General features: G+C 34.1%; 19 protein-coding genes. 7 read left to right on the forward strand and 12 right to left on the reverse strand.

The annotated features are described in order from the left end of the window. The first annotated feature begins 13 nt into the window (after positions 1-13). The 5 genes from ACHRV5_RS09120 to ACHRV5_RS09140 all read left to right on the forward strand — a co-directional run bounded on the left by ACHRV5_RS09120 (position 14) and on the right by ACHRV5_RS09140 (position 5,081). On the forward strand, positions 14-1,690 hold the full coding sequence (locus ACHRV5_RS09120; RefSeq protein WP_047772737.1) for a peptide MFS transporter: 1,677 nt from the start codon (positions 14-16) through the stop codon (positions 1,688-1,690). Position 1,691: 1 nt separating this feature from the next. Then, the gene (locus ACHRV5_RS09125) at positions 1,692-3,176 is read left to right on the forward strand and encodes a peptide MFS transporter (RefSeq protein ID WP_047773244.1); all 1,485 of its coding nucleotides are present in this window, start codon (positions 1,692-1,694) and stop codon (positions 3,174-3,176) included. Positions 3,177-3,226: 50 nt separating this feature from the next. Further along, entirely contained in the window at positions 3,227-3,694 is a 468-nt protein-coding gene (locus ACHRV5_RS09130) for a thioredoxin family protein (protein WP_047772739.1), read from the forward strand. A 212-nt stretch (positions 3,695-3,906) separates the two neighbouring features. Beyond that, entirely contained in the window at positions 3,907-4,359 is a 453-nt protein-coding gene (locus ACHRV5_RS09135) for a hypothetical protein (protein WP_047772740.1), read from the forward strand. 272 nt (positions 4,360-4,631) lie between these two features. Further along, positions 4,632-5,081, forward strand: a complete 450-nt coding sequence (locus tag ACHRV5_RS09140) for a thioredoxin family protein (RefSeq protein ID WP_395426542.1) — start codon at positions 4,632-4,634, stop codon at positions 5,079-5,081. Between the two features lie 13 nt (positions 5,082-5,094). On the opposite strand, the gene ACHRV5_RS09145 is transcribed toward ACHRV5_RS09140, so the two are convergent. The 5 genes from ACHRV5_RS09145 to surE all read right to left on the reverse strand — a co-directional run bounded on the left by ACHRV5_RS09145 (position 5,095) and on the right by surE (position 9,913). Then, positions 5,095-7,131, reverse strand: a complete 2,037-nt coding sequence (locus ACHRV5_RS09145; protein WP_395426543.1) for a ComEC/Rec2 family competence protein — start codon at positions 7,129-7,131, stop codon at positions 5,095-5,097. 53 nt (positions 7,132-7,184) lie between these two features. Continuing rightward, entirely contained in the window at positions 7,185-7,670 is a 486-nt protein-coding gene (locus ACHRV5_RS09150) for a C40 family peptidase (RefSeq protein WP_047772745.1), read from the reverse strand. Positions 7,671-7,681: 11 nt separating this feature from the next. Continuing rightward, entirely contained in the window at positions 7,682-8,800 is a 1,119-nt protein-coding gene (gene lpxB, locus ACHRV5_RS09155; protein ID WP_230004398.1) for a lipid-A-disaccharide synthase, read from the reverse strand. A 68-nt stretch (positions 8,801-8,868) separates the two neighbouring features. After that, entirely contained in the window at positions 8,869-9,141 is a 273-nt protein-coding gene (locus ACHRV5_RS09160) for a hypothetical protein (protein ID WP_395426544.1), read from the reverse strand. Further along, complete coding sequence (gene surE / locus ACHRV5_RS09165; RefSeq protein ID WP_230004399.1) at positions 9,134-9,913, reverse strand: 5'/3'-nucleotidase SurE; 780 nt, start codon at positions 9,911-9,913, stop codon at positions 9,134-9,136. The genes ACHRV5_RS09160 and surE overlap by 8 nt, the downstream gene beginning before the upstream one ends. A gap of 203 nt (positions 9,914-10,116) precedes the next feature. Here surE and ACHRV5_RS09170 point away from each other — a divergent pair, with 203 nt between their 5' ends. Next, the gene (locus tag ACHRV5_RS09170) at positions 10,117-12,300 is read left to right on the forward strand and encodes a carboxy terminal-processing peptidase (RefSeq protein WP_395426545.1); all 2,184 of its coding nucleotides are present in this window, start codon (positions 10,117-10,119) and stop codon (positions 12,298-12,300) included. A gap of 85 nt (positions 12,301-12,385) precedes the next feature. Next, positions 12,386-13,165, forward strand: coding sequence for a DNA/RNA non-specific endonuclease (locus ACHRV5_RS09175; RefSeq protein WP_395426547.1), 780 nt, complete (start codon positions 12,386-12,388; stop codon positions 13,163-13,165). Here the strand turns inward: ACHRV5_RS09175 and rpe are convergent. The 7 genes from rpe to ACHRV5_RS09210 form a co-directional block, all read right to left on the reverse strand. Further along, positions 13,142-13,804, reverse strand: coding sequence for a ribulose-phosphate 3-epimerase (gene rpe / locus ACHRV5_RS09180; protein WP_395426548.1), 663 nt, complete (start codon positions 13,802-13,804; stop codon positions 13,142-13,144). The genes ACHRV5_RS09175 and rpe overlap by 24 nt on opposite strands. Before the next feature lie 195 nt (positions 13,805-13,999). Beyond that, positions 14,000-14,863 (reverse strand): RNA polymerase sigma factor RpoD/SigA, encoded by an 864-nt coding sequence (locus ACHRV5_RS09185; RefSeq protein WP_007804760.1) that lies wholly within the window; start codon positions 14,861-14,863, stop codon positions 14,000-14,002. Between the two features lie 282 nt (positions 14,864-15,145). Further along, complete coding sequence (locus ACHRV5_RS09190; protein WP_395426549.1) at positions 15,146-16,876, reverse strand: hypothetical protein; 1,731 nt, start codon at positions 16,874-16,876, stop codon at positions 15,146-15,148. Between the two features lie 20 nt (positions 16,877-16,896). Further along, on the reverse strand, positions 16,897-18,132 hold the full coding sequence (locus ACHRV5_RS09195; protein WP_395426550.1) for a DUF4249 domain-containing protein: 1,236 nt from the start codon (positions 18,130-18,132) through the stop codon (positions 16,897-16,899). Between the two features lie 85 nt (positions 18,133-18,217). After that, positions 18,218-19,438, reverse strand: coding sequence for a DUF4249 domain-containing protein (locus ACHRV5_RS09200; protein WP_047772756.1), 1,221 nt, complete (start codon positions 19,436-19,438; stop codon positions 18,218-18,220). Positions 19,439-19,448: 10 nt separating this feature from the next. Further along, positions 19,449-22,229, reverse strand: coding sequence for a TonB-dependent receptor domain-containing protein (locus ACHRV5_RS09205; protein WP_395426551.1), 2,781 nt, complete (start codon positions 22,227-22,229; stop codon positions 19,449-19,451). 4 nt (positions 22,230-22,233) lie between these two features. Further along, a complete protein-coding gene (locus tag ACHRV5_RS09210) occupies positions 22,234-23,004 on the reverse strand; it encodes a hypothetical protein (RefSeq protein WP_395426552.1) in 771 nt (256 codons plus the stop codon). Positions 23,005-23,322 lie beyond the last annotated feature (318 nt).

Below are 23,322 nucleotides of genomic sequence, written 5' to 3' on the forward strand. Positions count from 1 at the left end.
AATAATAAATAATATGGGAGAGAAACAAGTAAAATCGGCGCATCCAAAAGGACTTTGGGTATTGTTTGGAACGGAGATGTGGGAGCGGTTCAATTTTTATGGAATGCGAGCTTTATTAACTTTATTTCTTGTTAACTCTTTATTAATGAAGGAAGAAGAAGCCTCGTTGATTTATGGTGGTTTTCTTGGACTTTGTTATTTAACTCCAATGTTGGGAGGTTTCGTTGCCGATCGTTTTTTAGGGAACAGAAACTGTATCCTGTTAGGAGGATTATTAATGGCAATCGGACAATTATTGTTGTTTACCAGCGGAAGTATTTTTGGGGAGCATATTGATCTTGCAAAAATAGTTATGTACTCTGCATTAGGAGTTATTGTTTTTGGTAATGGATTCTTCAAACCAAATATCTCAAGTATGGTGGGGAGTTTGTATCCAAAACAGGAAAAAACAAAATTAGATAGTGCTTTTACTATTTTCTACATGGGTATTAATATCGGAGCCTTTTTAGGTCAGTCTATTTGTCCTTTATTAGGAGATGTAAAAGACGCTGGAGGTATTAGAGATATTCATGCTTTCAGATGGGGTTTCCTGGCAGCTTCTGCAGCCATGTTTATCGGTACTATAGTTTTTTACTTTTTAAAAAATAAATATGTGGTTTCTCCTGAAGGAAAGCCACTAGGAGGTTTGCCTTCTAAAAATGATGCTTCTGATTTTGAAGAAGGAGAAGCGCAAAAAGCTAATTTCTCTAACAAAGCCCTTGCAACTGCAGGAGTGGCTTTTGTTGCTTTAGGATTCTTTTTTCACTATGTGGTAGGTCAGAATCTGATTTATACTTTGATTTACTCGAGTGGTTTGTCATTGGCAGGATTAATTATTTCGGATACTTCTTTAACTAAGATTGAAAGAGACAGGATATTTGTAATTTATATCGTTTCCTTCTTTATTATTTTCTTCTGGGCAGCTTTTGAACAAGCGGGTTCATCATTGACTTTTATTGCCGATAATCAAACCGACAGAAATTTCTTTGGCTGGCAAATGCCTCCGTCAATGGTTCAGATTTTTAACGGAATGTTTGTAGTTTTATTGGCGGTACCGTTCAGTATATTATGGGATACATTAAGAGCCAATAGTAAAGAGCCAATCTCTCCTGTAAAATTAGCGGTAGGTCTAGTGATAATATCGATTAGTTTCTTTATGATTGCGACACAGGTTTCTTATATTGGAACTTCAGGATTATTATTGGTTAAATGGTTGATCTTATTGTATTTCTTAAATACATGTGCCGAATTATGTTTGTCTCCTATCGGTTTATCTTTAGTAGGTAAATTGGCTCCAAAACGATTTGCTTCTTTATTGTATGGTGTGTTTTTCTTGTCTAATGCATCAGGTTACGCTTTAGGAGGAACTTTAGGCTCTATTTTGCCTGCAACGGGTGATAAGTTTGCCAAAGCAAAAGAATTAGGTATAGATCTTCAGGCTGTTTTAGATAAAACGATAACACCTACAGCAGAACAAATAGTCCTTTTAGAAAAACATCAAATTAGTGCAGCAAATCACTTTTTTGCAGGATTTGAAATTCATAATTTATACGAGTTTTTCATGGTATTTGTTGTGCTAACAGGTATCGCTGCAATTGTATTGTTTGCACTGACTCCATTTTTGAAAAAAATGATGCATGGTGTTAGATAAAATGGAAAAGAATATCACTTTAGAAGAAATACAGAATTTTAAAGGCAAGTATCCAAAGCAATTATGGTATTTGTTTTTGGTTGAAATGTGGGAGCGTTTCTGCTTCTACGGAATGAGAGGAGTTTTAGCATTCTTTATGGTAGACCAATTAGGTTTACTGGAAGGAAAAGCCAATCTGCAATACGGAGCGATTCAGGCTTTTGTTTATGCTTTCACTTTCATCGGGGGAATTTTCGCCGACAAAATTTTAGGATTTAAAAAATCATTACTGTTCGGAGGAATAGTAATGATTTTAGGAAATTTACTTATTGCAGCTTCACCCCATGATTTTTTCTATTATGGGATAACACTTTCGATTATCGGTACCGGTTTCTTTAAACCAAACGTATCGTCGATGGTAGGAGAGTTGTATCATGAAAATGATGGTAGAAGAGACGCCGGATACGGAATGTTCTATGCCGGAATCAATATTGGTGGAATGTTAGGGGGAGCTATTCCGATTTACTTAGGAAAAAATTACTCTTGGAGTTTGTGTTTCCTGTCTGCTGCTATTGTAATGATTATTGGAGTTATTACTTTTCTTTTGACCAAAAAACATTTGGCACCAATTGGAAATTCACCTCTTGAGAATCACGAACCTAAAAAACGTAATCTTTATGAGATTGCAGTATATGTAGGTTCATTACTAGTGATACCATTGGTTTATATAATGGTAATTAATTCTGATTTTACAGAATACTTTATGTACACTATTGGTGTGGTGGCATTGTCGTATTTTTTATTCGAATTACTAAGAATTAAAGACAGAAAGCAACAGTATAAATTATTGGCTGCGTTTGTTTTTATCTTCGGATATTTTATGTTCATGGCTATTTCGGAGCAATCCGGAGGATCTTTATCTTTATTTGCAAAAGATAATTTGACCAATAAATTGTTGTTTTTTACTATTGACCCCAATGTGGTTAACAATAGTATTAATTCATTATATGTAATTATTTTTAGTCCTTTAGTGGGATTGTTATGGATCTTTCTTTACAAAAGAAAAATAGAACCCAATACAGTTGTTAAATTCGGACTTTCCTTTATCCTTTTAGCTGCCGGGTTCTTCGTTTTTTATAGCGCAAGATTTTTTGTAGATGTAAACGGATTAAGTTCTTTAGACGTATTTGCCTTAGGATATCTGGTATATACACTAGGAGAATTGTGTATCGGACCAATCGGAATGTCGGTAATCACCAAATTGTCACCAAAAAGATTGTTTGGTATGATGATGGGTTTATGGTTTTTATCAAGTGCATTTGGTCAATTTGCTGCAGGAAAGCTGGGGTCAGAAATGTCAAATGCCAATACAGGAACGACATTAATGTCAAAACTTATTGCTTATACAGACGGATACTATCAATTGGCAATCTATTCCTTAATTGCCGGTATCGTTTTAATCGTTACGACACCATTAATTAAGAAATTAATGCAAGAAGTAAAGTAGATGACATTTTGCATTGCAATTTTTGTTTAAATTTGTTAAAAATAAACAACATGAAAAAAATATTTTTAATAGCTTTCTTTTTGGTTGGAGCATTTGTTGCCCAGGCTCAAGAGTTGAAATGGCATACAGATGTAAAAGAAGCCATTGCAATAAGTAATAAAGAAAACAAACCAATGTTACTGTTTTTTACAGGAAGCGATTGGTGTGGATGGTGTATCCGACTGCAAAATGAAGTTTTAAAAACAGCTGAATTTTCAAAGTGGGCAAGTCAGAATGTTGTTTTAGTTGAATTAGATTATCCTAGAAGAACACCACAGACACCCGAATTAAAAAATCAGAATAACGAATTGCAACAAGCATTTGGTATACAAGGTTTTCCAACCATTTATTTTACCAGCGCTGAATCTAAAGACGGTAAAGTTAATTTTAAAGGCCTTGGTCATACCGGATATGTTGCCGGAGGTCCGACTGCCTGGTTGGCCGTAGCCGAAGGAATTGTTCATCCGAAAAAATCATAAAGATATTTTAAAAATAGCTTTCTAAAGACTCCTTACAGTACGTTGTAAGGAGTTTTTTTTGTTTAGAAAAGGCGTATTAACGGGTGTTTAATTATTAAAATGACACTTATTTTAGAAGCGAAAAATAAATAGTTTGTTTTTTGTGCTAATAAAATTGGAAAATTAAAATATTATGTTAATTTCGTCAATCTAATCTAACCAAGCCTATTGATATGACTAAAAAATTACTTATCCTACTTGTTTTTTTAGGTTCATTTTCGATGCAATCCCAAAACTTAGTTTGGAAAACTAATATGACGGATGCGATTGCATTAAGTAACGAACAAAAAAAACCAATGTTAATTTTATTCACGACAGCCGATGCGCCGAATAATTTGCAAAATGAAATCTTTAGAACTCCGGACTTTGCTGTGTGGTCAAGAGACAATGTTATTCTTGTAAAATTGGATTTATCAGATGTTAATGTATCTGATACTGATAAAGAGCAAAACATGAAGTTGAAAGATGCCTTCGGCGTTAATGATTTTCCGCAAGTATGCTACGCTAGTGCTTCTATCAGAAAGAATAAAACAACTTTTAGTGCCCTGGGAAAAATTTCCTATAAACCGGGAGGAGCAAAATCTTGGATTTCGGAATCGAATTCTATTTTGCACCCAAGTGAATAACTAAAATTTAAATTAAGTTACTTAATTTAATTTGTAGAGTCCCTTTTTGCCAACGTGCAAAAAGGGATGTTTTTTTTTAAATAGGTTTATTCTTTAAGGATTGTTTTGTGTCGTTTAAATTTCTGTTTTTATGCCAAGGCGTGTATTGCCTATAGCTTCGACAGTAAAATATATTTTATATCACTTTTGAATTGGTTCTAGTGATTATATTTTTGTTTTTTAAGATAAATTTTGCTAAATTGGTTTTTTGTTAACTTAATTTATGCAATTTTATGAATAGAAAACTACTTTTATTGCTGTTTTTTTTAGTTACATTTTTGATGAACGCTCAAAATGCTGGTTGGACAACAAACGTGACCGATGCAATTGCTTTGAGCGCTGAACAAAGAAGGCCGATGTTAATTTTGTTTACGGCCGCGAGCGCATCCGATAACCTGCAGGAGGAAGTGTTTGGAACCCCTGAATTTGAAAAGTGGTCTCGTAAGAATGTGATATTAGTAAAGCTCGATTTATCTGATTTTTCCTCCAGTGTGATCAAAGAGCAAAATGTCAGGTTAAAAAATGCTTTCGAAATTATTGAGTTACCACAAGTATGTATTGTCAATGGAGCAATTAGGAATGGCAAAACAACGTTTGATATGCTCGGAAAAGTATCTTATAGAAACGGCGGAGCCAGAAGCTGGATATCAGAATGTGATTCGATTTTGAATCCGTCTGAATAAAAGAGGGTAGTGGCTAATTTAATTTATAGAATCCCTTTTCACCGGTAGAGTGAAAAGGGATTTTTCTTTTGGAGCAGCTTATTTGCCAACGTTTTTGAATCGAATAAGAGTTGGATCCATCCGATACTACTATTTTTGGGTTTAAGTCAAGTAAAACACGATCCAGATTTATTTTGGGAGATTGTATTAGAAGGAGAACATCAGGAGAAATAGCTTTTTTATAGACTCCGCTACTGTCAATCAGAAAGATTTTTTTAGAATTAAAAAAGAAGATGTTTTTAATTGTACGGGTCGACTTCAGCAGTCCAAAACTCCCCACCAAATAGGAACTTATATTTTTTTGAAGGGAGTCTTTTCCTAAAAGAGTATCATTTGCAAAGAGGGTAATGTTTTGACCCGTTCGCTCAGTGATAATGGTTTTTTTCTTGATATGATATACAATTAGTTCCGATTTGTTTTCGACCTCTTTTTTGGTGCTAATATAGGCCAGCTGAACAAAAACTATAGAAACCATAGTGGCGATTAATTTACTGTAAGTTGGTTTTTTGAGCCAGATAACAGTCGTAATGATTAGTAGATAATAAGTAAGTAAATAATAAAAATTAAAGCGAATGTCGCGAATAACAAAAAACTCAAAAGAGGCGATATAGTGTATGATTGTATTTAACAGATAAATGCTTTTTTCAAAAATCTGTATGAAGATTATAGGACAGCCGGTAAAGACAGAAATGAGCAGTACAACAATTCCGGCAATCATTGTAAACGATAAGACCGGAAGAATAAGAATATTGGTTACGAAAAATAAAGAAGGAAATTGATGAAAGTAATACAAACAAATTGGGAATGTTCCAATTTGGGCGGCAAAGGAAACCGTTAAAGCTTCCCAGAGATAAGTCAGGATTTTGGTTGTGGGTTTCCAAATCTCTTTTAATAATGGCTGTATCCAAAGAATCGAGAATAAGGCAATATAACTCAATTGAAATCCCGCATCAAATAAAAAATAAGGCTCAAATAACAAAATTAACAATGCAGAAATCAGTAAGGTGTGATAAATGTTGCTGCCTCTTCTAAGATGATTCCCGATAGCCAGAAAGGAAAACATGACCACAGAGCGCAAAACAGGAGGTGATAAGCCAGAGATAATACCAAAAAGACCTAGTGCCACCAAAATGGTAATTAGCTTTATAAAAGAGCCCTTACGTGTATTGGGGATCGGTTTCAGAAGAAAAAGAATAAATAACATAATGTAACCTACGTGCAGTCCTGAAACAGACAAAACATGTGTTGCTCCTGAATATTGATAATCTTTAAGGGTTTCCGGTGAAATTTCTTGCTGCTGACCTAAAATCAAGGCCATCGCTACATTCATTTCGGTTTTGTTTAAACCTGCTTTAGTAAGGTTGTAAATGATCCTTGAGTGTAGTTTTGCGGCATAAAACCAAATAGTTCTGTTGACTTTTTTGTTAATTCTGATTTCGGATTTAGAAATAAAAACCTGGGCATATATTTGTTTGTTGGCCAGATAAGTTCCATAATCAAATTGATAGGGATTTTTTACTGTTCCCAGGTGCTGTAAAGTGGCTTTTGTTTGAATTGTATTTCCAATAATTAACCTATTTGAAGCACTGTCTTTCTCGATATTTACAATAATTTTTCCTTGATAAAAGCTGTTTTCAATAGGATTTAAAACGGCAACATAACGATCATTGTAAACATTGCCCTTTAGCTTTTCAACTAAAGTAAAAGACATAGTATGTGGCTTTTCGAATCCTTTTTGGTAATGACTGTAATGAGATTGTTGAAGTGTATTTGTATGCAGTAGCAAGCTGATGATACCCAGCCAAAAGGAAAGTAAGTAGGTGCTTATTCCAAAAAAAACGAGGTGTTTTTTATTCTTTTTTGATGCAAAATAAAAGATTGAAAAAAGAATTGTAATGCTTACAACAGAGACAGTTGTTACTAAAAAGCCAGGTAGCCAATAGTAAGAAACCAATAGGCCCATTATAAAGGCAATTGTGATTTTAGTCAACGGAAAATCTAATACTTTCATGTTTTAAAAGTATTAAAAATTTGTAAGAAAAAAGTTATTTTGTTTGTAAAATATTATTCGAGAACTCTGTTGATCTGAGCAAAAGAATTTTGATAATAAGCTTCTTTGGTGGAGGAGATTATGACCCCTTTTGAAGTAGAAGAATGTACAAATTTTATTTCGTTTGAATTAGCCTCCGTAATTAGCCCAACATGATTGATTTGTTTGCTTCTGTTGGTCTTAAAGAAAATTAAATCACCTTTTTGAGCATCCTTAAATTGGATAACTTTCCCGATTTTAGATTGCTCATAAGAACTTCTTGGCATTGAGATATTCTCGGTTTGAAAGGCAGTATAGACCAATCCGGAGCAGTCAAAACCACTTTTAGTTGTGCCTCCCGCTTTGTATCGCACGCCAAGATTATCCGTTGCTACATCGACTAAATGTTTTACTGCATATTTGTTCTCCCGCTTTGATTCCTTTTTATCTACTACAGTGGAGCTTGATTTACAAGAAGCAAAAAGCAGAGCGGAAAAGAGTAAAACGAGTAGTTTTTTCAAAATAAAATTTTTTAAAGCGGTTTTAAATCAGCAACAATAAGTTTTGCTGTTTTTTTACTGGCTCCGACACCTCCTAATTTTTGCTCTAAAATATCATAGTTTTGCAACAATTTTTGACGGTAAGCAGGTTCCAGTATTTTATATAACTCTTCTTTTATGCGTTTCGTATTGCAGTCACTCTGAATTAACTCGGTCACAACCTCCTGATCCATGATTAAATTAACCAGAGAGATGTATTTTAAGGTAATAATGCGTTTTGCAATCTGATACGAAATGTTGCTTCCTTTATAACAAACGACTTCAGGAACTTTAAACAAAGCCGTTTCTAAAGTTGCAGTACCCGAGGTAACCAAAGCCGCAGTCGATGATCGAAGCAGGGCATAGGTTTTATTCGAGATAAATTTGATGTTTTTATTGGTGATAAATTGCTGGTAAAACCCAAAATCCTGACTTGGCGCACCGGCGATTACAAATTCATAGTCTTGAAAATCGTCTACTACGCTCAGCATTACACTTAACATTTTGGTGATTTCCTGCTGACGACTTCCCGGTAAAACAGCAATAATTGGTCGGTCGCTTAATTGATTTTCTTTTCTAAAAACAGCTTCATCAAAGGCTGGCTGATTCTGAATCGCATCAATCAGCGGATGCCCTACAAAAGCTACTGGAAAATGATGTTTGTCTTCATAAAAGCTTTTTTCAAAAGGTAAAATGACAAACATTTTATCAATATCATGTTTGATTGCTTTGATTCTGCTTTCTTTCCAGGCCCAGATTTGTGGCGAAATATAATAGTGTGTTTTGTAATTTAAAGCTTTAGCCCACTTTGCAATACGCATATTGAACCCCGGATAGTCAATAAAAATAATAACATCCGGTTGAAAAGCGGCAATGTCTTTTTTGCAAATAGTAATATTGGTTAAAATGGTTTTTAGATTAAAAATAACTTCCACAAAACCCATAAAAGCCAATTCGCGATAGTGTTTTACCAAAGTTCCGCCCACTTTTTGCATTAAGTCACCACCCCAGAATCTGATTTCGGCCTGAGGATCTTCCTCGTATAAGGCTTTCATTAAATTAGAACCATGTAGGTCTCCGGAGGCTTCACCAGCTATTATGTAATATTTCATATTCGTTTTTTTGAAGAGGTGCTCTGTTTTTCAACACAACTATTTTTTTTGCAAGGCAAAGATAAGATTTAAATAAATACAGTAGAAATTGCCAAAACAATCACTGCCAGGATTACGCCCCGTGCCATAAATTCTTTGTTTCGTTTTAAGAAAAAAGCAAAAACGACAAGATCTAAAAGGGTTCCCAAAGTGATGATTTTCCCTAAATAACCATATTCTTTAATAGTTTGAATCCCTGTTGAGAAGTCAAATGGCGTAAAAAAGGTAATGAATAAGTAACTTCCTAAAAGAGAAGTGAAAATCCCCACAATAAAACCTGCCAGTATCTCTTTTTTATTCATTTAAATCCCAAGTGTTAAGTTGCTGTATTGAATGGTGCGCCGTCAAATCAAATTGTACGGGAACTATTGAGATGTATCCATTTTCAAGTGCCCATTCGTCTGTGTCTTCTCCTTTGTCTTCATTGACAAATTTCCCCGAAAGCCAGTAGTAGTCCTTACCAAATGGAGTTTGTCGTTTGTCAAATTTTTCAACCCAAAGCGCTTTGGCCTGACGACAAACTTTTATTCCTTTAATTTCGTTCTCTTTTAACTTTGGAAAATTAACATTCAGAACAACACCTTCCGGTAATTTATTGGCAAGCGTTTCTAAGGTTATTTTTTTTATGAATGATTTTATAGGCTCAAAATCGGCATTCCAGTCATAATCCAACAAAGAAAAACCAATCGCGGGAATTCCTTCAATTCCAGCTTCAACAGCGGCACTCATAGTTCCGGAATAAATTACATTTATAGAAGAATTTGATCCGTGATTAATGCCAGAAACGCATAAATCGGGTTTTCTTTTTAAGATTTCATTTACGGCCAGTTTTACACAATCGACAGGAGTTCCGGAACAGCTGTATTCGATTGTTTTCGCATTTTCTTTAGATATTTTATCCAAATATAGCGTGTTGTTTATCGTAATGGCATGTCCCATGGCACTTTGAGGTTTGTCGGGAGCGACAACAAGTACGTCTCCGATTGTTTCCATAACACTTATCAAAGCTCTGATTCCCGGTGCCAGAATTCCATCATCATTGGTAACTAATATAAGTGGTTTTTCGTGTTTCATTTTAGAAATATTAGGTAATTAATAGGATTATAAAAGCAAATGTAGTGACAGATTTTTGTAGAATAGTTACAAATAAAATAAAATTTATCAACTAAATAAAAGTTGGCTTTGGCAAGTCAAACATTTTTATACCTTTAACAAAAAATTATAGTGAACTTGGCTTTAGTGGCATAGTTTTTACCGTAACTTAGATTAAAAAATTGATGAATGCTATTATTAAATTTATGAAAAGAAATTATAAAATACTTATAGCCGTATTATGTTTGTCGGTAACCTTGTTTGCTTTCAAAATAAATGCAGATAATAAAGTTGATCCGGACCCAAATAGAGATAAAACACTTTTAGAATTATTAGCTTTTGTTATAGAAAAAGGACATTATAGTCCGGCAGAAATTAATGATGAGTTCTCTAAGGGAATTTTTAAGGATTATATTGAGGCGCTGGATCCTTCAAAAAGATTCTTCCTGCAATCTGATATTGAAGAATTTAAGCAATATGAGCTCATGTTGGATGATCAGTTTTTAAATAAAGACCTTACTTTTTTCAACCTGACTTATACCAGATTGATGAAACGTATGGAGGAAAGCAAAAAGAGATATAAGACTATCTTAGCGCAGCCATTCAACTATAGTGTTGATGAAACTTTTAATTCTGATTACGAGCATTTGCCTTACGCAAAAAACACAACTGAAATTAATGAAAGATGGAGAAAGCAAATTAAACTTTCTACCCTTTCTTCACTTGTTGCCAAACAGAAAATAGAAGAAGACAAAAAGAAAACAGATCCTGCTTACAAAGCAAAATCTTTCGAAGCTTTAGAGAAAGAAACACGTGACAGCTCTTTAAAATCACTAGACGATAATTTCAGTCTGATTAAAGATTTAAATAAAGAAGATTGGTTTTCTGTGTACGTAAATTCTATTATGGCTCGTTTTGATCCGCACACAAGTTATTTTGCTCCGGAAGACAAAGACCGTTTTGATGTTAATATCAGTGGAAAACTGGAAGGTATTGGAGCAAGATTAACCAAGAAAAATGATTTTACTCAAATAGACGAGTTAATTTCGGGTGGACCTGCCTGGAAAGGAAAACAACTTGAAGCAGGGGATTTAATTTTGAAAGTAGCACAAGGAAACGAAGAGCCTGTAGATGTTGTAGGGATGCGTTTGGATGATGTTGTGAAAAAAATTAAAGGACACAAAGGAACTGAAGTTAAACTTACCGTTAAAAAAGTAGATGGAAGCATCAAAGTTATTTCGATAATCAGAGACGTAGTAGAAATTGAAGAAACGTATGCAAAATCAAGTATTGTTGAAAAGAACGGATTGAAATATGGTGTAATTTATTTACCTAAATTTTATATCGATTTTGAAAACAAAGACGGTCGCGATGCCGGAAAAGATATTGCTCTTGAAGTAGAAAGACTGAAAAAAGAAGATATCAACGGAATTGTATTGGATGTTCGTGATGATGGTGGTGGATCTTTATCTACAGTAGTTGATATTGCCGGTCTATTTATTGAAGAAGGACCAATTGTTCAGGTGAAATCTGCAGGTAAAAAGAAAGAAGTTTTATACGATAAAGATAAAAAAATCGAGTGGGACGGACCATTAGTAATTATGGTTAACAGTTTCTCGGCTTCTGCATCAGAAATATTAGCTGCGGCAATTCAGGATTACAAACGTGGTGTTATCATTGGAAGTAAGCAAACTTACGGAAAAGGAACTGTGCAAAATGTACTTGATTTGAATCAGTTTGTTCGTAATGCAAATTATGGCGACTTAGGTGCTTTGAAAATTACAGGACAAAAATTCTATAGAATTAACGGAGGTTCAACTCAATTAGAAGGGGTTCATAGTGATGTGGTGATGCCGGATCGTTATGCTTATCTGAAAATGGGAGAGCGTGATATTGACAATGCAATGCCTTGGGATAAAATAGATCAGGCTGATTATGTTACCTGGACTTCAAACGAAAATTTTACCAGAGCAATTGCGAACAGTAAAAACAGAATTGCTCAAAATCCGCAATTCAACTTAATTGAAGACAACGCAAAATGGATTGATGTGAAGAGCAAAGAGAATACGTACAGCTTGAACATTACAAACTTTAAAGCGACTCAGGAACAGGTTGAAAACGAAGGTAAAAAGTACAAACCAATTTCAGATTATAAAAACAATCTGGTATTTAAATCTTTGCCTTATGAAGAGCTTGAGATTAAAAGTGATGCTACTTTAAAAGAGAAAAGAGAAGCTTGGCACCAAGCATTATCTAAAGACGTTTATGTAGAAGAAGCACTAAATGTTTTAGATGATTTACAAACCAAAAGTAATATGGTGAAAAGTAATTCTTCAAAAATGAAGAAAGATAAATTAGTGAAGTCTTAGTTTTTAAGAAAAATAATTTGTTATTAAAACGCTCCGAAAGTTTATATTTACGGAGCGTTTTTTTATGGATTAAAAGTATAACGATATGAGAGGATTTCTAGTTTTGAGTTTGGTAAGTATGGTGTTTTTTTCGTGTAAAAAAGAAACAGTAGTAAAAGAGGAATTAAAGGAAGAAAAAGCTCTTTTTGTTTCCAATCAAAACAGTACAGATTCGTTGTATACTATTGCGTATTTGCCCACATCCACAACGAAACAAATTGTAAAACATAAATACTATACGCTGTCTTATAATGAAAAGTTCGAACAGGCAGAGTGGGTGGCGTATGAACTTAAAAAAGAATATTTGAAAAATGGAGATTATAAACGTCCCTATTTTATTGAAGATCCCAAAGTAACAACAGGTTCAGCCGACTGGAGGAATTATAAAAAATCAGGTTATGATAAAGGACATCTTTGTCCTGCCGGTGATATGGAGTTTGATAAAAATGCCTATAACGATACTTTTTATACCTCTAATATTTCGCCTCAAAAACATGATTTTAATAGTGGAATCTGGAACAGAATAGAACAGAAAACACGCTACTGGGCAGGAAAATACAACGATATTTATGTGGTTACCGGAGGTGTTTTGAAAGATTCGGATAAAAAAATAGGAACAGAAGAAGTTGCTGTTCCTAAATATTTTTATAAAATCATTCTGGCTAAATCAGGGACTCAGCACAAGGCCATTGCATTTTTAGTTCCAAATGAAAATAGCGATCGATCACTTTACGATTTTGTCGTTCCGATAGAAACGATCGAAAAAACGACCGGAATTGATTTCTTTCCGAATTTGAAAAATTTAAAAAGCAGTCAGGACTTTTAGGTCCGCAATAGTTGCTGTTGGGTTTTCAGCTTTAAAAACAAAGCTTCCAGCTACCAAAACATCGGCTCCGGCTTCTACTAGTTGTTTCGCATTTTTATTGGTTACACCACCGTCAATTTCGATAAGTGTTGCTGCATTTTTTCTGGTAATCAGCTCTTTTAGCTTTTTTACTTTTGTATAAGTATTTTCAATAAAAGATTGTCCTCCAAAACCAGGATTAACACTCATGATGCAAACCAGATCAATGTCATTGATAACGTCTTCTAATAAATCAATATTGGTATGAGGGTTGATGGCTACTCCGGCTTTCATTCCTTCGGCTTTGATTGCTTGTAGCGTTCGGTGTAAATGGGTACACGCTTCGTAATGTACGCTTAGTACATTTGCACCTAAATCAGCGAAAGTTTTTATGTATCTGTCCGGATCCACAATCATTAAATGAACATCAATTGTTTTTTTTGCATGTCTTGAAATGGCTTCTAAAACAGGCATTCCAAAAGAGATATTCGGGACAAAAACACCGTCCATAATATCAATATGAAACCAATCTGCCTCACTGTTATTAATCATTTCGATATCACGTTGTAAATTGGCAAAATCGGCTGCTAAAACAGAAGGAGCTATAAGTGTATTCTTCATTGTGTAGTGGTATGTTGTGTTGTTTTTTGCAAATGTACTTATAAAAAATAAAAAACTCCGGTAATCAGCCGGAGTTTCAATCATCAATCAAAAAACGAACAGTCAATCAAACTGTTGTTTGCGTTAAAAAGGTTTCATGTTTAAAGTTTCAAGTTACTAAAACAACTCGAAACTTTAAACCTGAAACAAATATTTTTATCCTAAATACGTTTTAAGAATTTTACTTCTTGAAGTATGTTTTAATCTGCGGATTGCTTTTTCTTTAATCTGACGTACACGCTCACGAGTTAAGTCGAAAGTTTCTCCAATTTCCTCAAGAGTCATTGGGTGTTGATCACCAAGACCAAAATACAAACGAACAACATCTGCCTCTCTTGGCGTTAATGTTTCTAAAGAACGTTCGATTTCAGTACGTAAGGATTCATGAATTAATTCTCTGTCCGGGTTTGGAGATTCTCCTGAACGTAAAACGTCATAAAGGTTAGAATCTTCTCCTTCAACAAGAGGTGCATCCATAGATAAGTGACGACCAGAGTTTTTCATAGACTCTTTTACATCATTTACAGTCATATCCAGTTCTTTTGCAATTTCCTCAGCAGAAGGTGGGCGCTCGTTAGATTGCTCTAATAAGGCATACATTTTGTTGATTTTATTGATAGAACCAATTTTGTTTAATGGTAAACGTACAATACGTGATTGTTCTGCCAAAGCCTGAAGGATCGATTGACGAATCCACCAAACTGCGTAAGAAATAAATTTGAAACCACGAGTTTCATCAAAACGTTGAGCCGCTTTAATTAGACCTAAGTTTCCTTCGTTAATTAAATCAGGAAGTGTTAATCCTTGATTTTGATATTGTTTTGCCACAGAAACTACGAAACGTAGGTTGGCTTTTGTCAATTTTTCTAAAGCTCTTTGATCACCAGCCTTTATTCTTTGTGCTAATTCTACCTCTTCATCTGCGGTAATTAGGTCAACTTTTCCGATTTCTTGTAGATATTTATCTAACGATGCAGTTTCACGATTGGTTACCTGCTTGGTGATTTTAAGTTGTCTCATGTTGTTGTCTCCCTATTTTTTTAAAGTGTACAAATAGTTATACGTAGGAAGTATAGAAAAAGTTACAACGAAGTGAAAATAATTTTAAAAATATTGTGTCGAGTTTCTGAAGTTGGCTTAGTTTGTTGTAAATCTTGTAGTTAATAAGGTGCTTTCTGTCTCACTAGTAATGAAAATTGTAGTGGTTTCTAATACGTTTTCAAATATAATGAATTTGAAGAACAAAAAACTCCTTTCTTCAAATCTTGAAAAAAGGAGTTTTATTCGTTAATGGTAGTGAATTTAATTTGAAGTATTTACTTCTATGATTTCTTTTACAGAAACAGGAAGCCCGTTTTCAGTAAAACCTTCGAGACTTATTTCGTATTTTCCTGATACATCAGAAGTGAAAAACGAAACGGTATTTTCTTTGTTTTCTAAAGTTAATTGAGGTTCCCAAAGCAATTGGTATCTGTAATCCGGAATTCTATTCTCTTTGTTTTGGTCGTTATAATTTTGTTTAAACGCGATGATTTTATTTTGAGGTCTTTGAATTTCAGTATTTAAAATAAAATTACCGTGCGCTGAAGTCACATAATCATTGTTTTTAGTTGTGAAATTTATAACACCGTTAAAAGCTTTTGGACCATAAAAATAAACGCCGGGAACGATACTTACTTTATATATGTTTTCTGTTTTATAGGTGAATAACTCATTTACGTTCTGAATCAGAAGTCCGTCAACTAATACCAAAGCGGGTTCAGAAAAGTATTCCAGATCATAATTTATATCTCTAAGATTTAAAGAGTAATTATTGTCTTTTTCACGATAGTACATTTCTTTTATAACTTCTGTAATGGTTTCTTTTAAAGTAGGAAACTTGGTGTAGTCGCCAAGAATGTATTCTTTTTGTAAAGGATTATAGAACGGATAAACACTGGAACCGTTGGTAATGCTGTCTTTTTTTAGTGAATAATAGGCATTTTCGATCTGATTGGCGATCGATCGTTGTTCGATAGTGCTTTTGTAATCAGAAGTTAAGAATGTTTCATCTGTATTTTTTAGATCAGATAAGTTGTATCCTTTATTTTTGTCAACGTCTATTTTATAGTCATTTTTATCATTGCCTATTATTTGAACAACGGCATTAGAATAATTAGGGTCTTTATCCAGAATAAAATTAAACTTTCCGGATGGGTTTGTCTGTGTTATTTTAAAAGCATATTCTTTACCGGGTATTGATAAAGCCACGGTTTTATGATTTATCTCTCCAGGGTTTTTATTGTTTGTAATGCTGCCTGAAATAATCTCGCCTCTAAGTTCCGGAAGAAAACGGATCGAATCATTCATACGGTTTGTCAGCTCATTATTGGTGTTGAATTTTACAAACTCAGCAGCATTCATTTGTCTTTTAGAAGGTAAATTGTCGATTTTTTTTACAGAGAGAGAGTAACTTCCTTTGTTTGTTTCAGCGGTCAATGATTTTATTTTTAATGCGACTTGTTCTCTTTCCTGAAAGGTAGTTTTATCCAGTTGTATGGCAAACGTTTTGTCTTTGATTGAATTTTCGGTAACAGATTCGTTTCCTGTTGTTTTGGTTTCTTTGCTTGCCGAATTCGTTTTGTTGCTTACCAAATACGGATTTATTAGCAAAAGGTCCGTTTTTGCTATTTTTAAATCCTTTTTGTTCAACATCCATTTGGTATAGGCGATAAGTTTGTAGTTGCCTGTTTCAATGGTTGTTGGAATGAAAAAATCCCCTTGTCCTTTTCCGTTATCCAAATAGATTTTATTACTAAAAATAACTTGGCTGTCACTATTAACAAGGTCAACATAGGCTATTTTACTAATTTCACTCCAGGTGTTATTGGTCGGATTGGTACAATACAATTTACAATGCAGTGTTTCTCCTGCAATTAAGGTTGTGTTGTTTAAATGAACAAATAGGGTTTCGTTAGTAGCGATACTAATCGGTTCACTTTTGCTCAACGAACTATTTTGTGCCATAGCAAAAGTATTTATTGCTAGTAGCATGATTGTGCCGGTTATTTTTTTTAATCTATCCAAAATAAAGGTTTAATGTTAGATGAAATTTTAGTACAGTCGCCACAAGGGGCAGGAGTAAAAACATAGTTTGCATAGTCACCACCACCACTAAGAGTTGCAAAATAGACGTACTCTCTTCCGGACCCGGTAACGATAGAATATATTTGTGGGCCGCGGCAGAATTTTTCTGTAAAGCAATTAGGTAATTCTATTTTTTGACTACAATCTGCGATAAACGAGGGATAAGGGTCATCTATAAAGATATCTCTGAAATTAAAAAAGATTCTTTTTGTGGAAACGGATGATACTTCAAAATAGCCAATTATTTTCTCGTCAGGATTACTATTTGATTTTAAATTACCATAATTAAACCCCGGTTGGATTTGTGATAAAAGACTTGCGGAAGTCGAAAGACTTTTTAGTGTTTTATAATAAGTGTATGAGGTTAAATTCTGAACATACTCGCGTACAACAATGCTATATCGTTCATAAAGAATAGGATCTTTAATATCTATAAAACGTATGGGCAGATTGATTTTGTCTTCGCTAAGACCTACATTGCTTACTAATATTATATCGTCTGATTTTCTTGTGGTATAACATACTCTTGATTCGCTATTACCTCTGGGAATACTCAAATAAGTATAGTTTGGTCCAGGGTTACTTGGATCGGGGGTCAACTTATTTGGTTTCCAATCCGGAGATATTATTTTATAGGTTTCATCGTATTCGAATCTGTAAAATTGTGATTTTGAACTTGGATCCTGACTGGTCACCACTATTTGTACTCCTTTTTCTCCGTCTATTGTTTCTATTTTTGGTTCTACGTTAATTTCGTTAACAGGAGTCAGAGTCTCCGTTGCAGACGAGTATGATTTGCCGTCGTTTGTTGTGATATTTAATTGGTATGACTTCCCTGTAATCGCCTGGAAAGGATTTTTTGAAACATAAAGACCGGAGAAATCTTCAAATTCAAATTCATAGGTATTGTTGTCACTGTCGGTTACATAAACACTTGCCCCTTTTTCAGGAGTTGGTCCATACTCCTCCAGACGATAAGATCTGGTAATTTTTATTTCCTGTTTTTTTAACTCATTTGTAATGTTGGCCTGAACAACCGGTATACTTTCAAAGGTATTGGTTTGAAAAACATATTGCTCAGTGCAACTACCTATAGAAAGGCAGAAGAGCATCAGGGCAACTGTCTTGTATAAAAGGTTACTATGTTGAACTATAGATTTCATAAAGAGATAAATTTGTGATTTCATTTTGATTAACGAACTATTTTGTGTCAGCTAATTTTTTTATTATTAGTTGTACTGTGCTTCTTTAATCGACCCAAAATAAAGGTCTGATGTTAGAAGAAATTTTAGAACAATCGCCACATCCTGCAGTAACAAATAACAGGGTTGCCATCTTGTTTCGCTGTGCATAATATACCTCTTCAAATCCCGATCCGGCAACTAACGAATGTATTTTTGGGCCACTACAACCGACCTCACCCCAACAATTAGCATATTCTTTGACATAACAAGGGGTAAAAAATGGCGGATACTGATCTTGTATAAAAATGTCTCTAAAATTAAAGAAAATTCTTTTTGATGAAACGGATGAGACCTCAAAATAACCGACTATTTTCTGGTCTGCATCGTCATTTGATTTTAAATTACCATAATTAAAGCCCGGTTGCACTTGTGACAAGAGACTTGCAGAAGTAGAAAGACTTTTTAATGTTTTATAATAGGTGTATGAGGCTAAATTCTGAACATACTCCCGTACAATAATACTGTAACGCTGAAGAATAATAGGATCCTTAACACCTATAAAACGGATCGGTAAATCGATGCGATCTTCACTAAGGCCAACGTTGCTTATTAAAATGATGTCATCAGATTTTTTGGTAGTGTAACAGACTCTTGCTTCTTTTTTGTGGGGAACTACCAGATAAGTAAAATAAGGACCGGGATTACTCGGGTCTACTATAATTGTATTAGGATTCCAATCGGGAGCTACTACTTTGTAGGTTTCTTCGAATTCAAATCTGTAAAATTGTGACTTTGAGGTTGGATCATTACTGGTTACCCTTATTTGTACACCTTTTTCTCCATCGATTGTTTCGATTATTGGCTCGACCTTAATTTCATTTACAGTAGTTAAAGTTTCAACTTCAGACGAATAGGATTTTCCGTCTTTGGATGTAATGTTTAGTTGGTATAATTTTCCGGTAATAGCCTGAAATGGAGTATTTGAAACATAAAACCCTGAGGATTTTTCAAATTCAAATTCGTAAGTATTTTTATCACTATCTGTTACATAAACAGTTGCGCCATCTTCAGGAGTTGGTCCATTTTCCTCAAGACGATAGGATCGGGTAATTTTAATTTCTTGTTTTTTTAATTCATTTGTAATGTTTGCCTGAACGACAAGAATGCTTTCAAACGTATTAGTTTTAAAAACATATTGCTCCGTGCAACTGCTAATGAAAAGACAAAAAAGAGACAAAACAATTGTTTTGTACAGCAAATTAATATGTCGAATGGTATATTTCATCTATAAATTACTAAAATTTGATATTGTAAGTTATAGTTGGAATTGGCACCGAAAATATAGACGTTTTGTAGGCCTTTATCTGACCATTAGTGGTCACAAAAAAGATGGAATAAGGATTGTTTCTTCCTAAGACGTTATATATAGAAATGTTCCAAAAGCTATGTGATAACTTTTTAATTTTGTGATTGCCCTCAATGTTAAAACCTACATCTAAACGGTAATAGTCCGGAATTCTGAACTTGTTTCTGTCGCTGTATAAGGTATATTTAAGTCCGTTGTATTCGTAACTTCCAATTGGATAGGTGATAGGTCTTCCGGATTGGTACACAAAATTGGTAGATAAACTATATCTTTTTGTGAATTTATAGTTTAATACCGCACTTACTTCATGTGGTTTATCAAAATTTGTTGGGTAATAATGACCATTGTTTACTTTCTCATCAATAAACTGACTGTCAGATTTGATAAAAGTACGGGCATAAGTATAACCTAGCCAACCATTAAGTTTTCCTGCATTTTTTTTAAGTAGTAACTCAACTCCGTATGCTTTTCCTTCTCCCTGAAGCAGCTGTGTTTCCGGGTTTTTGTTTAATAACAATTCAGCTCCAACTTTATAATCTAACAGATTGTCTGATTTTTTATAATATCCTTCCAAGCTAAGTTCTAATTTATCATCGTCTAAGTTTTTGTAGAAACCTAATGAAAATTGCTGTGCATTTTGAGGGGCAATATGTGTATCTGATAACTTCCAGGCATCTGTAGGAGATTGCGTGGTGTTGCTGGTTAATAAATGGATGTATTGATATGTTTTATCATAGCTGGCTTTTACAGAGAAATCGTCTGTTATTAAGTAACGTGCGGCAATTCGGGGTTCGAATCCGCCATAGGTTTTAATGACTTCGTTTTTCTTGTAATCTTGGGTTCCTATGACGGTATCGTCGTTGATGGGAGAATTACTTTGATAGATTCTTTCTGTTGCTGGGCCCAGTGCTGAATATCTTGAATATCGCAGACCTAAAGTGATTAACAATTTTTCAGTTACATTGAAATTGTCTGAAAAATAAACCGCAGATTCTATTGCTTTTTCGTCGTCTATGTTTACCGGAATTAGGGTTGCCTCATCCGGTTTTTTCGGATTAAGATAACCCGGGTCAACGTTATAAAGCTTACTTGAGATACCATAGTTGAAAGCATGTTTTTTGTTTAGGTTGTAATTCCCATTTAAAATAAGCTGACTTTCATTTAATTTATAACCATAATCAAACGAATTTATTCCTCCGTTGTTGTAGTCAATGTTAAACTTGTATTCACTATTTGTAAATATTAAATCGGCTTTGCTTTTAGCGTTGAAGGAGTGATTCCATTTTAAAGAAACTAGTGCGTTGCTGTATTTGTACACAGAATCTGAAGAGATGCTAAAACGGTCTTTGCTATAGTATAAGGTAGATTCAATAGTGTTATTGGCTGTTATTTTGTGATTGTATTTTACGATTGCATCAAAAAAATTAGCCTGACTGTTTTTTAGCGATTCGTCTTCCAATTTCTTTAGAATCCATTCAGAGTACGTACCTCTTATCCCTACAATCAAACTTGACTTGTTTTTTATAACTGGAGTACTTATCGAAAGATTACTGGTTACAGCTCCAAGTCCCGCTTCACCTGTAAATTTTTCGGGATTACCGTTTTTTGTGGTAATATCAAAAACGGAAGATAGTCTTCCTCCAAATCGGGAAGGGATACTTCCTTTGTAAATATCAACTTTGCTGGTTGTATACGGGTTTACTGCAGAGAAAAAACCAAGAAAATGTGAGGTATTGTATAAAACAGCATTGTCTAAAAGAATTAAATTCTGATCGTCTTTTCCTCCACGTACGTTGAAGCCTGCAGATCCTTCACCTGTAGTTTTTATTCCCGGTAAAGTAGTGGCAACTCTAAAGATATCACGTTCTCCAAGAACCAGAGGGACATTTTTTATTCCTTCCACGTCTATAGTAGAAACTCCGGCTACAGCTGTTTTTACATTTCTATTGGCATTTTTGTTGATAACAACCTCGTCCAGTTCATTAATACTTTCGTGAAGGGATACGTCTAAACTACCATTGTCATAAATCATAACAGGTTGCGTATCTTTTCTATGATTGATGGACTCTATTTGGATATAGTTAAGACCAAAAGGCAGTTCGATTTTGTAAAACCCCTGCTCATTTGTTGTTGTACTGATCTCTTTATCGCGTACTTTGATGGTTACGTTAGAAAGCGGTTTTTTATTTTTTTCATTTTTTATAATACCGGATAAGGTGAATGATTTTAATTCTTCTCCCTTTTTCTCTTTCCCTATGTATACGATCCCATTAACAGTAGTATTTCGTTTTTTTGTATCGAGTTGTTGATGGAACAGCGGTTTTGTTACGGTCTTGTTTGCCGCAATAACTGCTGAAGTAGCAATTACAGGTTCGAAGTAATTATCGGGTAATGTACTGTGTATGATACTGTTTTTCGTCAGTATTATTTTTTTATCTGTGATGAAGTAATTTAGATTCGTGTTTTCAAAAACACCGGCAAGTACTTCTTCCAGTGAAGTGTCTGTATAGGTTTTGTTTATCAAAAAAGTATTGGATTTTATCCAGTTCTCATCAAAATAAAACTTGTAGCCGCTGGTTTTTTCGAGGCTTTCAATAGCTGTTTTTAGATCAGCATTTTTAAATTCAATGGAGATGTTATTCTTTTTTTCCTGACTAAATGTTAATGTATGAAAAGCGAATAAAAATAGGGTAAGTATAATTTTTCTCATTTTTTTAATTGGCTTCATTAGGGATAAGGTTGTTGATTCTTTTGATTAGATTTTCAAGAAAAACGTTCTTATCGGATTCTTCTAATTGAGAGTTAGAGTTGTAGTACTTTCTTATGTCACTTTTGTGCTCAGGAAAAATTTTAATAATATCGCTTTTTGAGCTGATCTTGTAGTAGACATCTTTGTATTTTAAGATATACTCGTTTTTGTCTCTAAACTCATCAGAACTGGCCAGGTTGGTTCCGTCTGATATTCTTTTAGTGTCAATAACTTTTGTCTTGGTCTTATGATGTTTGATGTAAAGCGTGTTGGTCTTAGAGAAAGTAAGTTCTTCATAATAACCGTTCATGAAGATAGGGCAGGTTGGGTTGTTGAAATTTATATTAACAAACCTTTTGTTGTTAAGCGTAAAGTAAGCTGTTTTTTCTTTGATTAGGCTGATGCCTAAATAGTCGTATTCGCCATTGGCTTTCAAAACTAAAATGTCATTATTGACATCGTATTTGAGGTCAAGATTATGATAATTTTGGTTTTGATAATTGAGGTTTCCCTTGCTATAGTCATTGGTCAGGTAGAAACTATGACTTTTGTCAAGAGTCCTGTAAAGGTTCACATAACGTGGCCCATTATAGAGATCTAAGTTGCTTTTGCCAATGGTTTTGTCAAACCAGCTGTTTAAGGATGTAGTATTGCTTGATTGGCTGCGTACGGTGTAAATTTGTAAGAATAATCCAAATAAAATAAGGAAAATTGACTTATTTTGATAATTTTTCAAAGATTGTATGGTTTTGATGATTTGATTTGATGATCTCAAATGTATCAAAAAAATGTTACGTATTACACACAAATGTGTTAAAATGTAAGGAATAGTAGCTGTATTTAGAATAAAATCTTTAAAAAATCTTAAAAATCCGAGGGTTTGATTGAATAAAATCCCAATGATTTAGCGGGCTAAGGTGTAGTATTTGTAAAATTATAAATTAACCTGAATAGTTGTGTTATTTACACCATATTCTGGTTTTTCGAAAGGCATTATGGAGGAATGTATTCTGTTCTTTAGTCGCGGATTATCCTGTAGGTTTTGATTTTGTGA

Origin of the sequence: Flavobacterium sp. FlaQc-52 (assembly GCF_044007495.1) — a bacterium.
Taxonomy (GTDB): domain Bacteria; phylum Bacteroidota; class Bacteroidia; order Flavobacteriales; family Flavobacteriaceae; genus Flavobacterium; species Flavobacterium cupriresistens.

Excerpts from the sequence above, each read along its gene's own strand:
- ACHRV5_RS09130 (WP_047772739.1), top strand. The coding sequence starts at position 3,227 with ATGAAAAAAATATTTTTAATAGCTTTCTTTTTGGTTGGAGCATTTGTT.
- ACHRV5_RS09135 (WP_047772740.1), top strand. The coding sequence starts at position 3,907 with ATGACTAAAAAATTACTTATCCTACTTGTTTTTTTAGGTTCATTTTCG.
- rpe (WP_395426548.1), bottom strand. The coding sequence starts at position 13,804 with ATGAAGAATACACTTATAGCTCCTTCTGTTTTAGCAGCCGATTTTGCC.
- lpxB (WP_230004398.1), bottom strand. The coding sequence starts at position 8,800 with ATGAAATATTACATAATAGCTGGTGAAGCCTCCGGAGACCTACATGGT.
- ACHRV5_RS09160 (WP_395426544.1), bottom strand. The coding sequence starts at position 9,141 with ATGAATAAAAAAGAGATACTGGCAGGTTTTATTGTGGGGATTTTCACT.
- ACHRV5_RS09205 (WP_395426551.1), bottom strand. The coding sequence starts at position 22,229 with ATGAGAAAAATTATACTTACCCTATTTTTATTCGCTTTTCATACATTA.
- ACHRV5_RS09195 (WP_395426550.1), bottom strand. The coding sequence starts at position 18,132 with ATGAAATCTATAGTTCAACATAGTAACCTTTTATACAAGACAGTTGCC.
- ACHRV5_RS09185 (WP_007804760.1), bottom strand. The coding sequence starts at position 14,863 with ATGAGACAACTTAAAATCACCAAGCAGGTAACCAATCGTGAAACTGCA.
- ACHRV5_RS09170 (WP_395426545.1), top strand. The coding sequence starts at position 10,117 with ATGAATGCTATTATTAAATTTATGAAAAGAAATTATAAAATACTTATA.
- surE (WP_230004399.1), bottom strand. The coding sequence starts at position 9,913 with ATGAAACACGAAAAACCACTTATATTAGTTACCAATGATGATGGAATT.
- ACHRV5_RS09145 (WP_395426543.1), bottom strand. The coding sequence starts at position 7,131 with ATGAAAGTATTAGATTTTCCGTTGACTAAAATCACAATTGCCTTTATA.
- ACHRV5_RS09120 (WP_047772737.1), top strand. The coding sequence starts at position 14 with ATGGGAGAGAAACAAGTAAAATCGGCGCATCCAAAAGGACTTTGGGTA.
- ACHRV5_RS09200 (WP_047772756.1), bottom strand. The coding sequence starts at position 19,438 with ATGAAATATACCATTCGACATATTAATTTGCTGTACAAAACAATTGTT.
- ACHRV5_RS09125 (WP_047773244.1), top strand. The coding sequence starts at position 1,692 with ATGGAAAAGAATATCACTTTAGAAGAAATACAGAATTTTAAAGGCAAG.
- ACHRV5_RS09140 (WP_395426542.1), top strand. The coding sequence starts at position 4,632 with ATGAATAGAAAACTACTTTTATTGCTGTTTTTTTTAGTTACATTTTTG.
- ACHRV5_RS09190 (WP_395426549.1), bottom strand. The coding sequence starts at position 16,876 with ATGCTACTAGCAATAAATACTTTTGCTATGGCACAAAATAGTTCGTTG.
- ACHRV5_RS09175 (WP_395426547.1), top strand. The coding sequence starts at position 12,386 with ATGAGAGGATTTCTAGTTTTGAGTTTGGTAAGTATGGTGTTTTTTTCG.